Here is a 15,299-nt window from a genome sequence, read left to right as displayed (position 1 = left end):
ACAATTAACTCACTTCCTCGAGAGCGGCTGGTATGAACGCGTTCGCTGACAACCCACTCCAGACGCGTGAGGATATCGCGCGCGCAGTCAGCCAACTGGTCGAGCCACTCGAGACGCATCGCAGTCCCGGCGGTGCTCGGCTGAAACCGAGCGCAGGCGGGGCCTGGTTTCCGGATATCGCGGCCGACCTCGAGGGATTCGCACGGCCGCTGTGGGGGCTCGCCCCACTCGCTGCGGGGGCCTCGAGTGCAACGGGTGAAGACGAGTACGATGGTTGGGACCGGATTCGCGAGGGGCTACGAAACGGAACGGATCCCGACCATCCGGAGCACTGGGGACCAGCGGGCGACAACTCACAGAAGCACGTCGAGACGGCGGCAATCGGATTCTCACTCGCACTTGCGCCCGAACGAATCTGGGACCCACTCGAGCCAGCGACACAGGAGCAAGTTGCAACGTATCTCCGGCAGATCGACGACGCCGACCTGCACGACTGCAACTGGCTGTTCTTTCGCGTGCTCGTCCATCTCGGGCTCGAGAACGTCGGCGAGGCCTACGACCGCGACCTGTCTCGAGAGACGCTCGACCGCCTCGAGTCGTTCGCGACGGCGGACGGCTGGTACGCCGACGGGCCGCCGGCTGAGAGCGCGCGCGATTACTACATTCCGTGGGCGATGCACACCTACGGACTGCTCTACGCGACGCTGGCCGAAGACGATGATCCCGAGCGGGCCGCGCGCTTTCGCGAGCGGGCCGTCGAGTTCGCGCCGCAGTTTCGCCACTGGTTCCGTGAGGACGGTGCGGCCCTGCCCTACGGCCGGAGCCTGACCTACCGGTTCGCCCAGACGGCCTTCTGGGGCGCGCTCGCGTTCGCCGACTGCGAGGCGCTCCCGTGGGGGCAACTCAAGGGGCTCTGGCTGCGCAACATCCAGTGGTGGGCCGAGCAGCCGATTTTCACCGACGGCGGTGTCCTCTCGGTCGGCTACCGCTACCCGACACTGAAGGTGAGCGAACCCTACAACTCGCCGAGTTCGCCCTACTGGGCGTTGAAGGCGTTCCTCCCGCTTGCACTCGAGGCGGACCATCCCTTCTGGCAAGCCGAACCCGAGCCGCTGCCAGCGTTGCCCGAACAGACTGTCCAGTCCGAACCCGAACTCGTCGTCTGTCGCGACCGGGGCGCAGATCACCACTACGCACTCGCCGCCGGCCAGTCCACGCAGTACCGCGAAAAGTACACCAAGTTCGCCTACTCGAGTGCGTTCGGCTTCGGCGTCCGCGGTCGACGACCCGGCCTCGAGGGGGCCGGCCACGATAGCGCGCTCGCGCTGAGCGAGGACGGCCGCGACTATCGGATTCGAGAGCGCATCGACGAAACGGCCGTTATGGACGACGTGCTCTATTCGCGTTGGTCGCCCTGGGATGACGTGCGCGTCGAGACCTGGCTCGCGGCCGCGACGCCGTGGCACGTCCGCGTGCATCGCCTCGAGACCGAACGTCCGCTCAACAGCGCAGAAGGTGGCTTCGCGCTGCCGAAAGGCGAGGCCGACAGTCCAGCGCGTCACGAGAATCGAACGGACGACGAGCGCGCGTGGTGTCGAACACCTGGCGGCTCGAGTGGCGTTCGTGACCTCCGCGGCCATCGGGCGGGCGAGGCAAGGGGCCAGGAGCCGAACACAAACGTTAGTCACCCGCGAACGGTCGTCCCGACGCTCGTCGGCGAGCACGAACCCGGCGTTCACTGGCTGGTGACGGCGGTCACGGCAGCCAGTCCGGACGGCGATGATCGGTGGGACGAGCCGCCGCGCCTCGAGTCGACGGAGCCGATTTGTGTCGTCGACGCTGACGGCTCGGACCTGATTCGCTGTGATCGGTGAGCGCTGCGCGGTGGACAGTGGCCTGTTCGCACCACAACGAAGTCAGCGGTTAGCGGGCTACCAGTAGCGCTGCCACGCCTCCGTCGCCCGAGTCAGGCCCTCGAGATAGAAGTAATCACCCCAGATGCAACACTCGTCGTAGTCGTCTTCGGGCTGGTTGTACGCCGCGTCGCTCAGGAGGCCGTTCGAGTCGGTCGGTGCGCTATAGTTCTCGGCAAGTGACTCGAGCATCGCCAGTGACGCCGCCCGGTACTGGGGCGTGCGTTCGTCGGTTGCTGGCAGCACGCCTGCGAGTTCGTCGAGCCCGCAGGCCGCGATAGCGGCGGCCGAAGTGTCTCGGACGGCAGCTGCCGGTGCGTCGAAGTCCCAGCGGGGGACGTGATCTGACTCGAGGCGCTCGAGGTAAGCGTTCGCCAGTTTCGCCGCGAGGTCGACATACGCTGATTCGCCGGTGTAGGTCGCGGCGAGCGCGTAGCCGTAGACCTGCCACGCCTGCCCGCGTGCCCAACAGGAGTCGTCGGCATAGCCCTGATGTGTCTCGATTGCGAGCGGATCGCCGGACTCGAGATCGCAGACGACAGTGTGGGCGGTCGATGCGTCCGACCGAACGATGTGCTGGGCGTTCGTCCGTGCGTGCGTGTCTGCAATCGCTGCAAATCGGTGCTCGCCCGTGGTCTCGCTGGCCCAGTACAGCAGCGGGAGGTTCATCATCGTGTCGGCGATCATCCGCCCCTGAACCCACCCGTCCTGTGACTCCTCGAGTGGCCCCCACGCCTGAATGATCCCGGGGCCGTCTCGGTAGCGCTCGACCAGCACTTGCGCGGCCTCGAGCGCCAGTTCTCGGTAGTCAGACTGCCCTGTCAGCCGGTAGCCGGCGACCGCCGACAGAGTGTACAGAAAGCCCAGGTCGTGCGTGTCCGTGTCGCCGTCTTCGAGTCGACGAGCGAACGTCTCGAGTTGGGTGTCGGCGGCGTCGCGAAACCGGTCGTCGCCGGTCACGTCGGCGGCGAGCCAGCACTGGCCGGTCCAAAAACTCGTCGTCCAGCCACCCATATTGTCGGTCGAAGGGTAGAGAAGATCGTCGCTCGAGGCGGTCGGAAACCGGTCGTAGAACGGATCGAGGTTAGCCTCAACCTGCTCGAGTGCATCGGCGAGTCCGCGCTCGAGCGTGGCGGTGTCGACTGCGGGCGACTGCGACTCGTGGTAGCGCTCGGGCACACCGGGATCGGAAACGGCGGCCGCGAGCGCCGCTGGCTGTCGTGACATATGCTGGCACAGGATGGGGGCTCTCATAAACGCACCGACGTTCGAGTCCGTTACTGCCGGTCGAAGGCGTACAGCGTCAGCGTCGTCGCCGGTGGGTCATCCGCACGGGCTCTATCGCGATTCTCCTCGAGCGTTTCCCAGCGAAGCGCATACTGCGTTTCGCCGGGCGCGTCGCCGCTGTCTTCGGCCCAGTTGACCTGCATGCCGGGGTAGTCGCTAGTCACTTCGCGCAGGTCGTCAGGGTAGGTGTGCCACGGCGAGTACCAGTCAGTCGGCGTCAGCGTCTCCTCCTCGAGGACCCACTTGCCGGTGCCGTACTCGACGTGTTCGTAGGTCTGGGTGAGTCGGCCGTTCTCGTGTTCGACCGGATCGAACTCGATGTCGAACGGAATCGTGCCACCGCCGCCGAAGGCCCACCGGTAGTCCCAGTCGGTCGTTTGGTAGATCTCCCAGCCGTTGGCCTCGGCGCGGGCGTTGTAGAGTTGGGTGTTGCCCTCGTGGTCGAACTTGTGGTAGCTAATGATGACCCGATCCTCGCTGTCGAAGCCAATCTTCGTGTTGTTGTTGATCATCCCGCCGTAGGGTGGGACGGGGTCGACGAGGTCGCCCGAGTTGATATCGATGGGGACCTCGAGTGGCTCGCCCTGACTGGTCTCCCACTCACGAAGGTCGGGGCTGCGGGCGTAACAGAGGTCGTGGTTCGTCTGTGCGCCGCCGTGGTCTCGCCAGACCCAGCAGACGTGATAGGTGCCGTCGGGGCCGACGACCGGGCCGTGGGGATAGGCGTTCATCGCGTCGCCACCGTACGTAAGCGGCTCCGAAAGCAGTCGCTCCCACTCGCGACTCGAGGCGTCGTAGACGTTGTACAGCCAGTTGCCGCCGCCGCTGTAGCCGTCGCGGTATGTGAACACGAGTTCGTCGTCCGGCCCACGCAGAAACTGCGGGTACGTCACCTGCTGCTCGTCTGTGCCGACCATCTCGTCGACGCGCTCGAGCGTGTCGATTGCGAGTGGCTCGGTCGTCCGGTAGTACTTCAGGGGATGGACGTGCATGTTCCCGCTGACGTGGAGGTGCCCGGCGCTGTCGACCGCGAGGACGAGCGAGTTGTGCGCGTCCCACTCGATCCGTCGATCCTCGGGAAGTCGGACGAGCGTCCACGACTCGGACTCGAGCGTGCGACTCCCGACTGTCAGCCGTCGCTCGGCGTCGTAGAACGCGACGAACTGGTGGTCGCCGTGCGTGTAGCAATCGAACGGTGCAGGTGTCCCAGCCCAAACATCGGCTATCTCGAGCGATGTCTGCTCGCGAAGGTCGACAGTCGTCGTCATGTCAACGCATGTCTTGTGGGGAACCCATAGCTCTTATGACACTGCGACGCAAGACGATGGACGGACAGAGACGCGACGACACGGGCGCGCAGGGCCGGCGTGTCGACCACAGCAATTTATTTCAGTGTCGGCGAAATCCACGGACAAGCGATGACGAAAACCTATTCGATCACTCGAGTCACCGAAGAGGTCCCACTCACGGGCGAGCACACTGACACAGTCTGGGCCGACGTTCCCGCGCTCGCACTCGAGGAGTTCACGTGGCACGACGGCGACGAACCGAAGCCGGCGACGACGGCGCGACTCTGTTACGACGAGGCGGCACTGTACGCGCAGTTTCAGGTCGACGACACCGAGATCACCGCGTCGGTGACCGAGTTGAACGGACCGACGTTCGAGGACAGTTCGGTCGAACTGTTCGCCGATCCGACTCCCGGCGAGGATTCGCGATATTTCAATTTCGAACCCAACTGCTGCGGACAGTTCAAACTTGCCTGGCAGGAAACCGACTGGGAGGAACGAGGGATCGGCCGCGAACTGATCATGCCCGACGTAGCCGAGCAGGTCGACGTTCGAACCTCGGTTTCAGGGTCGACGAAAGCGTCAGCGCCGGACGACGAGTCGTGGTGGCTGGCCGCCCGCATCCCGTTTGCCGTCCTCAGCGACGTGACCGGCCTCGAGATCGCACCCGAATCGGGAACCGAGTGGCGAGGGAACCTTTATCGCAGCGGCCTGCCGGACACCCAAAAGTCGACGTGGAACCCGATTGCGGAACCCGAACCCGACTACCACTCGCCGTCGTACTTCGGTCGACTGGCGTTCGAGTGATCGTCGGTATCGCACTCGAGGGTGGCGCCTTCTGGCAGTGCCAGTGGCGGAAGGGAAACACCTAACTGCCGACTCTCTGTTGTTCGAGCCATGATTCGGACTGCGATTCTGGGGCTCGGCGGGTTTGGAAAATTGCTCGCACAGCAACTGCTCGACCATCCGAACGCGACGCTCGAGGCCGTCGTCGACGTGAATACGGACAATCTCGAGACGGCAGTCGAGGAGTTCGGCGTCGATGAGGACGCCTGTTACACCGACGAAACGGCGCTGTACGACGCCCACGATCTCGATGCAGTCATTATCGCGACGCCACCGGCGTTTCATCACCGCCAGATTTTCGAGGCGTTCGACCGCGGCCTCCACGTGCTCTGTGAGAAGCCGGTCGTCATCGACCTCGAGGAGGCTCGAGAGGTCGCTGCGCTGTTCGAAGACAGTTCGCAGGTGCTGATGGCGGGCTATCAGCGTCATCTCGATCCGGCGTTCAGCCGGGGCTACGAGCGCTGGAACGAGGGCGATGCAGAGCCGACGTTCATGACCGGCGAACTCACCCAGGACTGGACGCATCACTTCGAGTCCGGCACGAACTGGCGAACGGACCCCGACGTGGGCGGGCGTGGCCATCTCTTTAGCGTCGGCACGCACGTCCTCGAGTCACTCGTCTGGATGACTGGCCTCAAGCCCGAATCCGTGTCGGCCGAGATGACGTTCTACGACGATGCCGAAGAAATCGACCAAGAATCCGTCCTTTCGATTCGATTCGCAAACGGGACGCTCGCGTCGATGAGCGACACCGCAACTGCGCCGACCGAACGCGAGCGCATCCGTATCTGGGACGACGACGGCGCACTCGAGTTGACCAGTCGCGACTGGGGGCGGCCCACGCTGACAGAACTCGACGCCGACGGTGCCGAATCGGTCTGTGCGGTCGACCACGAGGACGCACCCGGGAAAGTCGAGGCCTTTCTCGAGGCCATCGAGTCCGGAACCGAACCGCCAGCGACGGTCGATGACGTCGTCCGAGTGACGGCACTGCTCGATGCAGCCTACGAGTCGGCGCGCACGGGCGAACGGGTAACAGTCGACCTCGAGTAGTTCGCAGGTACCTGCCTGCGGATTCGCCGACCCAAACGGCTATGTGCTCCTGAACTGATCTATTTCTATGGAGCGAATTGCGTTCCACCTAGCAATCGTCGACGGACAGCGCGATGCGTATCGAGAGACTCACGAAAACGTCCACGACGCACTCGAGGCGGCGTATCTCGAGTCCGACGCCGGCATCGAGACCTACTCCGTCTTCGAGCGAGACGGCCACGTCTTCGGGTTTCTGGAACTCGAGGACCCAGATGCGCTCAAGGAGGTCATGAACGAGAGCGAGGCCCAGGCTGATTGGGACAAGGTGATGGACGGCATTCTCGAGCCAAGCGAGGACGGCGGGTGGATGGACGAAGTGTATCGGCTGCGGTGAGGCGTCTCCCAAGCGTTTATATCGGTTACGCGCCCTGCTAGCGGTATGAACGTACTGGTCACTGGCGCGTACGGTCGGTGCGGCACAGCGATCATCGACCATCTTCATGACCGCGACGACTACGAGTTTACTTATCTGAACCGGTCGGATCGCGACGACAGTCACCCATACGGCGGTTACGACACTGTTCTTGCAGACGTCGGCGACTACAACGCCATTCGACCTGCCTTCGACGGACAGGACGCCGTAATCCACCTTGCGGCGTATCCCGAGACAGACGGCACCTGGGAGCAGGTCCACGATCCGAACATCGAGGGTATGCACAACGTACTCAAGGCGGCCGACGACGCTGGCGTCGAGACGATGATTTTCGGCTCGACGAACCACGTCATGGGCATGTACGAGGAAGAACACGCGCCAGACATCTATCAGCCGGGGCACGGAATAGCTCTCGAGCGAACCGATCCCGTGCGCCCTGATTCGTACTATGGGACGACCAAGGCGTTCGGTGAGAACCTCGGCCGCCAGTACGTCGAGAACGACTCTGCACTTGAGCGGTGTTACGCGATCCGAATCTGTACGGTCAATTCGGCTGCGTACGATCACCCGTACGGTGATGCCGAAGAGAAAGCGGACAACGACGAGTTCGAACACGGCAGCGACGAGTACGACCGAAACGTCGCCCGCATGAAAGCGATGTGGCAATCTCGCCGGGATTTCGCCCATCAGATCGACTGTTGTCTGCAGGCCGATCTCGATGGGTTCGAGATTTTTCACGGCGTCAGTGATAACGACCGACGCTGGTACTCACTCGAGCACGCGCGCTCGCTTATCGGCTACACGCCACAGGATAACGGCGAGGAGTGGGACGAACCGCCAGCGTAGTTTCGAACGACTGTTGACGTTTTTTCGTGCGGGTTCCCCCGACTTGAACACTGTACTGATTCAGCGACCTCGAGAGGTATCTGTGATGTGTGAATACCTCGCTCGCTGCGTCCGGTATAACCGAATATGTGAGTTTGCGTCCTCCGTGAGAATCGATAACGACCTCACGACTGTTACAATCGTACCTGTGTAATTCATTTCGCAGATATTCTGTTCTACATCGGGATGTGGGCCTCTCGAGGCTGTGTGATGGAATGGTAGCTGCCTACTGGGTGTCAGCCCAACCGTTCGGTGCTGCCGGATGGTTTTCGCTTCGATATTTGAAACACAGGTGTGTTACTCGTCGCTGCGATAGCGCTCGAGGGCGTCCTCGTCGATTGAAATCCCGAGTCCGGGTTCCTGTGGGACGTCGAGTTCGCCGCCGGATGGATCGAACGGCGACTCGAGAAGGTCTTCCCGAAGTGGGTTCTCGCTGCGGTCGAACTCGATCAGCATGGGGTCGGGGATGTTGCGGGTGTGCGGGTAGTCGGTGACGCTCGCGGCGAACTGGATTGCAGCGGCCATGCCGACGGCGCTGTTCCAGATGTGGGGTCTGACGGCGACGTTTTCGGTGGTCGCCATGTCGGCGATAAGTCGGGCTTCCGAGAGCCCACCACAGCGGCCGAGGTTCGGCTGGACGATATCGACCGCACGGTTGTCGATAAGTTTCTTGAACGCGAATCGACCGTAGTGGGCTTCGCCAGCAGCAATTGGGATGTCGGTGGCCGCTTTCACGTCCTGATAGCCACTGTCGTTTTCCGGCGGCACTGGCTCTTCGATCCAGTCGATGTCGTACTCGGCAATCGCGTGTGCCGTCTCGATTGCCTGGTGGGGCCGATAGTTGCCGTTCATGTCGACCATCAATCGGCCGTCGTCGCCGAGAACCTCTCGAGCGGTTCGCACCCGTTCGACGTCAGTGTCGGTGTTCGCGCCGATCTTGATCTTCGCCGCCGTGAATCCCTCGTCGACGGCTTCCTGAATCGGCTCTTCGAGCGGGCGCTCTTGCTCGGTGAAGTACATCGTTGAGGCGTAGGGGACGAGCGACTCGCACTCTGTGCCGCCGAGAATCCGGTGGACCGGCCGCTCGAGTGATTTGCCGATAATATCCCAGCAGGCCACGTCGATGGCGCTGACGACGCTCTGGACGAAGACATCCCCGCCGAAATGATACGGGTTCGTATAGGACTCGACGGCGAGCGATTCGACGGCGAATGGGTCCATCCCGAGTACGTCCTCGGCGAACAGTTCCGCGACCGTTGCCTCGACGATTCGTCCCGGTGCGAACGCCTCGCCCCAGCCCTCGAGACCGGTATCCGTTTCCAATCGCAGGAGTGTCGTCGCCCGGTCGTGGCCGAAGCTTCGCGCGTCGCCGAGGCCGTGGCCGTCAGGCAGTGAGTGGCTGATCGGAATCGTCTCGAGATCGGTGATGTGCATGCATAGACGCCCGGTCGGGGGTCCAATATAGCTTGTGCTCGAGGGCAAACGACGCCCGTTGCCGGTCTGAGCGCCGACGAGAGCGTCGATGGGTTTAATGTAATCCGCGGTCAGAACGCTCGTATGACAGTTGCAGCTGACGACGTACGGGAGCATCTCCGCGGTGTCGCCGTTGGACTGCTGACGCCGTTCGACGACGAGGGTCGGATCATCCACGATGACATCCGCGAGAACGCCGAGACACTCTCGAGTGCCGGTATCGAAACGTTCCTCGCGACGGCGAACATCAGCGAGTATCACTCTCTTTCGCAAGACGAACGCGTCGCAGTTGCGGAAACGAGCGTCGACGCACTGCCCGACGATGCCTGCGTCCTCGCCGGCGTTGGCGGCAGTACGACCAACGCAATCGACCTGATCGAGCGCTACGACGAGATCGGCGTCGACGCGATGATGATCATGCCGCCGGATCACACCTACATCCACGAGCGCGGCCTCCTCGAGTACTACCGAAAACTCGACGCGGCGACCGAGACGCCACTCGTTCCCTACGTCCGCGGCTTCGAGCCATCCGTCGAGTACCTCGGCGACCTCACCCGCATCGACGGCGTCGTCGGCATCAAGTACGCCCTGCCAGACCCGATCAAACTCGGCGCTGGCGTTGCCGCTGGCGCGGACGACGTCGTCTGGGTCGATGGCCTCGCCGAACCCTACGCCGTCTCCTTTTGGGCAGAAGGCATCGAAGGCTTCTCCGCCGGCGTCAGCAACTTCCGCCCCGAAGTCGGCCTCGCACTCTTCGACGCACTCTCGAGTGGCGATTGGGAACGCGCCCGCGAACTTCGAAACGCTTGCCTGCCGTACCAGCAGTTCCGCGAGGAAACTGGCCAGCACAACGAGATTCCCGGTGCAATCAGCGTCTCCGCAGTGAAAAAGGCACTCGAACTCGCCGGACTCAACGGCGGCAACGTGCGCGAACCCATTCAGCCGCTGTCGGACGCGGACGAACGCCGCGCCGAAGAGATTTATCAGCAACTCGACGACGACCTCGAGCGCCTGCTCGAGTAGTCAGCCACCGATTTTACTCGTCGTCGTACTGGAACTCAGTCCACGGCCCCTCGGTGAAGGGATACTCCTCGATGACGTCGAGGTCGACCTCGAGTCCGAGTCCCGGCCCGTCAGGGACGGTCAACCGCCCGTCAGAGACCGCGGGTTCGCCCTCGAGAATGTCAAAGGACAGTTCGAAGGGGTACATGCCCGGATCCGGCTCGGCGTCGATGAGCGGGTCGTTCTCGAAGACGGGGTACTCGAGCAGTCGGACCTCCGGCGCGGCGGCGACGAGGTGGGCGTTGGCGATGAGACCGACCCAGGTGCCGAAGTTGTGCGGGACGAACTCGACGTCGCGGCCACGGCAGGACTCGATTGCTGGGAGACAGCCAGTGAAGCCCTCGTGGTGGCGAACGTCGCCTTGCAAGAACGCGACCGATCCGGTTTCGCCGAGCTCGACGAGTGACGCAGGTGTCTCCTCGCTTTCGCCGCCGGCGAGTGGCGCGCCCGTTTCGGCGAGCCGACGATACCCCTCGCGGTCGGTCGGCTCGACGGGTTCTTCGACCCAGTAGGCACCCGAATCCGCGGCGTGTTCGACAAGGTCGCGGACGACGTCTTCGCCGTAGGCTTCGCCGAGTTTCCACCAGGTGTGGACGTCGAGCATGAATTCCGTCTCCGAGAGTCGCTCTGCGAGCAACTCGACCGTCTGGCGGTCGCCCTCGGGACCGATCCCGGGCCGGTACTTGTAGCCGAAAAAGCCCGCGTCTTCAATGACTGCGGCCTGGTCGGCGTAGCCCTCGGGTTCCATGTACATGCCCGCGCTCGCGTACAGCGGAATCTCCGTCGTCGGCTCGTCGTCGTACTCCTCGGCGAGCAACTCGTAAATTGGTGCACCGAGTTCCTTTCCGCGGATATCGTACAGTGCGACATCGAGCGCCGAAATCGCTTCCGTCTGCAGGTGCGCTGGTAATGCGGTATCTCGAATGAGCGCCGCCACGTCAGTGATCTCCTCGAGTGTCTCACCCTCGAGTGCGTCGGCGATGGTGTCGTTGACCACATCGGCGAACGTCCCCTGTGAGTCGCCCTCGAAGTACTCGCGCATCGCGGAACTGCTGGCTCCAGCGGTTGCGAACCCGCGGGTGCCATCGCGCGTTTCGACGACGACGAGGACAACATCGCGCTTGTGCAGACGGCGCGTGCCGCCATGGAACAGCCGGTCCTGTACTGGGTCGATTGGTGACGAGAGAGCGTAGCCGCTCACTGTCGCGATTTCCATACCCACCCATCGAACGGCACCGAAATGAATCCACCGCTCACACTCAAGGGTCAACAGCAACGCGATCATGAGATGGCTCTCGAGGCGTATCCGGTGTGAACGGATGACTGGTAAGTGTTGAAAAGCGGTCCTGACTTACTCGAAGGCGGGGATGACTTCCTCACCGAACAGGCGGATCTGGTCTTCGACCAGGTCGGCGGGCATGCCCGAGTGGTGGAATCGAAGCGTCAGTTCAGTAAGCGGGAACCGCTCTTGCATCGCTTCGATCTGTTCGATGATCTGGTCCGGCGTGCCGTAGATGAAGCGGTCATCTGCCAGTTCCTCGAAGTCCTCGACGCTGTCGGCGTTCATCAGTGGGTGCGAGAACTCGCCGCCGTACTCCGCGACATAGGTCTCGTGGAGGTATTTCTTGCGTTCCATGACCTCCTCTTCGGTCTCGGCGATGACGGCTTCGCGCATTAGTGGGTGGGCGATCTCGTCCCACTCCTGATCGCTGTCTTCAATGCGCTCTTGCTGGAGTTCCTTGCGGTCTTCGACGATGCCGAGGTCGGCGACGACGCCCGGCACCCACGCATCGGAGAACTTCACCGAGCGAGCGATCTGTTTGTCGCCCCAGCCGCCGATCCACAGCGGTGGGCGCGGGTCCTGTACCGTCTTCGGCAGCGGCTCCCAGTCTTCGACCGAGAAGAACGGACACTCGAACGTGATCGGTTCGTCGCTGCGGAAGAACTCGTCGATGAATCGAAGGCCTTCGATCATCCGACCGGCGCGTTCGTCCATTGGCACGTCGAATGCCTCGAACTCCTCTTCGACGTAGCCGAGTCCGACGCCGAGCGTGAGTCGACCGTCGGAGATGTTATCGAGCATCGCCGCGCGCTGGGCGACGTGCAGCGGGTGATACAGCGGCAGGATGAGGACGGAGGTCACCAACTCGAGGTCCTCCGTGCCTTCGGCGATACTGGTCAGGCGCGTCAGCGGCGAGGGCCAGTAGTTGTCGCCCTCGGTCGCCTGGTGGTCGTTGACCCAGCAGGTCTCGAATCCAACGTCTTCGGCGAGCTGGCACTGTTCGACGACGCCTGTCCATCGGTCACCGCCTTCAATGGGGAAAATCCCGAACTTCATGTGGTTGCCTCGAAATCCGTAATACACCTACTTACCTTTTGTGCTGTATGACACGTCCTGTCGACGGAACGCCCTCGTTCGGGTGTGGCCGACGCGCTCCTATACCTCCTCGAACGTCCAGCGCTGATTGTCGTCGCCACTCCAGGACCACTGGATGACATCGTCGCCGTCGTCGGTTCGCCCGCCGTAGACGTCAACGACTAGCCCGCTGTTGACGTTCTCGAGTCGATACTCGCCGCCGCCAACGTCTTCGATAACGAATCGCTGGTTGTCGCCGCCCGTATCGGACCACTGGATCAGCGTATCGCCCTCGTCGGTGCCAAGCGCGTCGACATCGAGTAGATGGCCGCTGTTTGCGTTCTCGAGAGTGTAGATGCCGTCCCCTTCCTCGCTAACGTGCCAGTGCTGGCAGGAACAGCCGGTGTCGCTCCACTGCTGGACGTTCGCGCCTTCTTCCGTCTCGGCGCTTTCGACCTCGAGGAGATTCCCGCTGTTGACGTTCGTGATCCGGTAGGTCCCGTCCGAAATCGGACCGTCACCGCCGCCACCGCTGTTGCAGTAGGTGTTGCCACTGACCGTCGTACTGCTGGCGTAGGTCTCGATGTCGGTGCCGTTATCACAGAAGTCGTTGTCGAGAATCGCGTTTTCTTCCGTGTCGGGGCCGGTCTCGAGGACGCCGTAATCGTTGCCGTGGATGTCGACGTACTGGATCGTCACGTCGCGCGTGTGGTGGTGGCCGTCGTCACTGCGCGAGTCGATGCGGACACCCTCGCCCCCGCAGTCCGTAATCGATCCGCCGTTGATCTCGACGTCTCTCGAGTCCTGAATCAGGTTCGAACCGCAGGAATCGATATCGACGTGGTCGATTGTGATGCCGTGGCTGCCCGAGACAGTGAAGACGCCGCGCCCGCAGTTGCTCGCGCGAACCTCGTCGACGTGGATGTTCGGGCCGGCGTCGTTCGCACAGCGGAAGCCGGCGTAGCCGCCGCCCTCGTCCGCGCGGATGGCGTCAACGAGGTCGACGTTTGCGCTGCTCGTGTCGTTTAACAGGAGGCCACAGCCGCCGGTGTCTTCCGTCTCGACGGTTCCGATGTCGATGTCGTGAACGCCGTAGGTTTCGACGGCGTGTGAGCCCGATCCGGAAATCGTCGCCGAGTCGATGGTCACGTCCTCGGTCGTCACCGCGTTGCCGGTCTCGTAGGCGTTGTCGATTCGAATGCCAAGGCCGGAGTCGATGTCCATCGTCACGTCACCGAAGTACACGTCGCTCGCGCGCTGAATCTGGACGCCCATATCGGGGCTGCCCTCGAGCGAGTAGGTCGGAATCTCGATTGATTCGACCGAGTCAGCGTAGATCGGAACCCCGCCCGACCCGGGGACCGTCATCGTCTCACGAATGTCGAGTACGGTGTAACTTGGGAGTTCAACGCCGGTGTCGCCGCCGAGGTCAGCCGTGCCCGAGTCCCAAACAATGACCGTCTCTTTGGACTGGCGGCCGTCGGTGAGTCCGTCGACAGCGGCCTGAATCGCCGTAATGTAGTCGCTGCCGCTGTACACTTCCGAGCCGTGGGCTTCGGCGTACCAGGTCCCGCCATCGGACCAGACATCCGCCTCGTGGCTGTCCGCAGTTGCGGTGGTTGCGACGCCAGCAGTCGTCAGTCCTGCTGCCAGTACTGCCAACGTCTGTCGGCGGCTCATGGCTCGTGAGTGTTCGGTCGTCGGTCGATCCACTGCTCTCTCCTCTAGTGAGTCACTGTCTGCCATACGACACCATCACGATCAACAATGTTGTATTTAATTCCTTTGATTCTACCACTTATTGATCGATGATTTTGACAGCACAAAGTGAAACATACGTCGTCTGTCTATTTTGCGCCAGCCAGTCGGCCTCTCGAGGACCGCCAGCAGACTCAAGGCGTGCCCGTGCCGCCAGTTTGATTACGACTCCCATCGGCCGATGAGGTATGGCTACACGCGTGACGGTCTGGAACGAGAACGTTCACGAACAGGAATCGGACGACGTCGCCGAGCGCTACCCTGACGGCATCCACGGGGCAATCGCGTCCTTTCTCGAGGATGCTGGCTTCGAGACTCGAACTGCAACCCTGCAGGAACCCGAACACGGCCTCACTGAGGACGTGCTCGCAGAGACGGACGTACTCGTCTGGTGGTCACACTGTGCGAATCATGAACTGAGCGACCAGGTGGCCACACGCGTCGTCAATCGGGTCCACGATGGAATGGGCTTTATTCCGCTCCACTCTGCGAAGAACTCCAAACCGTTCAAACGGCTCTTGGGGACGACCTGTAACATCAAGTACCGCCACGGCGGCGAAACCGAACGCCTCTGGGCGGTCGACTTCGGTCATCCCATCGTCGACGGCCTGCCGGAGTCGTTCGAAATCCCCGAAACCGAGATGTACGGCGAACCCTACGACGTCCCCGAACCCGACCGAACGGTGTTCATCTCGTGGTTCGAAGGCGGCGAAGTGTTCCGTTCCGGACTCTGCTATCGCCGCGGGCGCGGACGCATCTTCGCGTTCCGACCCGGTCACGAGGAGTACCCGATCTACTACCAGGACGAAGTCCAGCGCGTGATCGAAAACGCCGTCCACTGGGCCACGCCGAACGAGGGCGCGGCCGACCCAGACTGGGGCCAAAACGACCCCATCGAACCGCTCGAGTAACGCTGGGTCCTTTCCCCTATCACATCCACACTGTACTCTCAGCGCACCTCGAAA

The 15,299-nt window shown here is 62.6% G+C and carries 13 protein-coding genes; 7 read left to right on the top strand and 6 right to left on the bottom strand.

Going from position 1 to position 15,299, the window contains the following annotated elements; translation table 11 throughout:
* Positions 1-32 precede the first annotated feature (32 nt).
* Positions 33-1,874, top strand: coding sequence for a DUF2264 domain-containing protein (locus B2G88_RS03095; protein ID WP_087713940.1), 1,842 nt, complete (start codon positions 33-35; stop codon positions 1,872-1,874).
* A gap of 57 nt (positions 1,875-1,931) precedes the next feature.
* On the opposite strand, the gene B2G88_RS03090 is transcribed toward B2G88_RS03095, so the two are convergent.
* Together B2G88_RS03090 and B2G88_RS03085 are read right to left on the bottom strand one after the other, a co-directional pair.
* Complete coding sequence (locus B2G88_RS03090; protein ID WP_087713939.1) at positions 1,932-3,140, bottom strand: glycoside hydrolase family 88 protein; 1,209 nt, start codon at positions 3,138-3,140, stop codon at positions 1,932-1,934.
* Between the two features lie 50 nt (positions 3,141-3,190).
* Positions 3,191-4,468 carry a BNR repeat-containing protein gene (locus tag B2G88_RS03085; RefSeq protein ID WP_087713938.1) on the bottom strand — a complete coding sequence of 426 codons (1,278 nt, stop codon included), beginning with the start codon at positions 4,466-4,468 and terminating at the stop codon, positions 3,191-3,193.
* A gap of 150 nt (positions 4,469-4,618) precedes the next feature.
* On the opposite strand from B2G88_RS03085, the gene B2G88_RS03080 reads away from it, so the two are divergent.
* The 4 genes from B2G88_RS03080 to B2G88_RS03065 all read left to right on the top strand — a co-directional run bounded on the left by B2G88_RS03080 (position 4,619) and on the right by B2G88_RS03065 (position 7,646).
* Positions 4,619-5,296 (top strand): carbohydrate-binding family 9-like protein, encoded by a 678-nt coding sequence (locus tag B2G88_RS03080; protein WP_054863051.1) that lies wholly within the window; start codon positions 4,619-4,621, stop codon positions 5,294-5,296.
* Between the two features lie 90 nt (positions 5,297-5,386).
* A complete protein-coding gene (locus B2G88_RS03075; protein ID WP_087713937.1) occupies positions 5,387-6,388 on the top strand; it encodes a Gfo/Idh/MocA family protein in 1,002 nt (333 codons plus the stop codon).
* 67 nt (positions 6,389-6,455) lie between these two features.
* Positions 6,456-6,761 carry an L-rhamnose mutarotase gene (locus B2G88_RS03070; RefSeq protein ID WP_087713936.1) on the top strand — a complete coding sequence of 102 codons (306 nt, stop codon included), beginning with the start codon at positions 6,456-6,458 and terminating at the stop codon, positions 6,759-6,761.
* Positions 6,762-6,806: 45 nt separating this feature from the next.
* A complete protein-coding gene (locus B2G88_RS03065; protein WP_087713935.1) occupies positions 6,807-7,646 on the top strand; it encodes an NAD-dependent epimerase/dehydratase family protein in 840 nt (279 codons plus the stop codon).
* A gap of 336 nt (positions 7,647-7,982) precedes the next feature.
* Here B2G88_RS03065 and B2G88_RS03060 read toward each other — a convergent pair whose 3' ends face one another.
* A complete protein-coding gene (locus B2G88_RS03060) occupies positions 7,983-9,119 on the bottom strand; it encodes a mandelate racemase/muconate lactonizing enzyme family protein (protein ID WP_054863046.1) in 1,137 nt (378 codons plus the stop codon).
* A gap of 123 nt (positions 9,120-9,242) precedes the next feature.
* Between B2G88_RS03060 and B2G88_RS03055 the strand changes: the two genes are divergently transcribed.
* A complete protein-coding gene (locus tag B2G88_RS03055) occupies positions 9,243-10,181 on the top strand; it encodes a dihydrodipicolinate synthase family protein (RefSeq protein ID WP_087713934.1) in 939 nt (312 codons plus the stop codon).
* A 13-nt stretch (positions 10,182-10,194) separates the two neighbouring features.
* Here the strand turns inward: B2G88_RS03055 and B2G88_RS03050 are convergent, their stop codons facing one another.
* The 3 genes from B2G88_RS03050 to B2G88_RS03040 all read right to left on the bottom strand — a co-directional run bounded on the left by B2G88_RS03050 (position 10,195) and on the right by B2G88_RS03040 (position 14,256).
* Positions 10,195-11,436 (bottom strand): mandelate racemase/muconate lactonizing enzyme family protein, encoded by a 1,242-nt coding sequence (locus B2G88_RS03050; protein WP_087713933.1) that lies wholly within the window; start codon positions 11,434-11,436, stop codon positions 10,195-10,197.
* A 135-nt stretch (positions 11,437-11,571) separates the two neighbouring features.
* Positions 11,572-12,558, bottom strand: coding sequence for an LLM class flavin-dependent oxidoreductase (locus B2G88_RS03045; RefSeq protein WP_054863045.1), 987 nt, complete (start codon positions 12,556-12,558; stop codon positions 11,572-11,574).
* Between the two features lie 99 nt (positions 12,559-12,657).
* Positions 12,658-14,256, bottom strand: a complete 1,599-nt coding sequence (locus B2G88_RS03040) for an RICIN domain-containing protein (RefSeq protein WP_087714284.1) — start codon at positions 14,254-14,256, stop codon at positions 12,658-12,660.
* A gap of 266 nt (positions 14,257-14,522) precedes the next feature.
* On the opposite strand from B2G88_RS03040, the gene B2G88_RS03035 reads away from it, so the two are divergent.
* On the top strand, positions 14,523-15,245 hold the full coding sequence (locus B2G88_RS03035; protein ID WP_054863044.1) for a ThuA domain-containing protein: 723 nt from the start codon (positions 14,523-14,525) through the stop codon (positions 15,243-15,245).
* Positions 15,246-15,299 lie beyond the last annotated feature (54 nt).

The sequence above is a fragment of the Natronolimnobius baerhuensis genome (assembly GCF_002177135.1).
In the GTDB taxonomy this organism is placed as follows: domain Archaea; phylum Halobacteriota; class Halobacteria; order Halobacteriales; family Natrialbaceae; genus Natronolimnobius; species Natronolimnobius baerhuensis.
The sequence above is the reverse complement of the archived record's forward strand: the minus strand, read 5'-3'. Positions and strand labels throughout refer to the sequence as shown.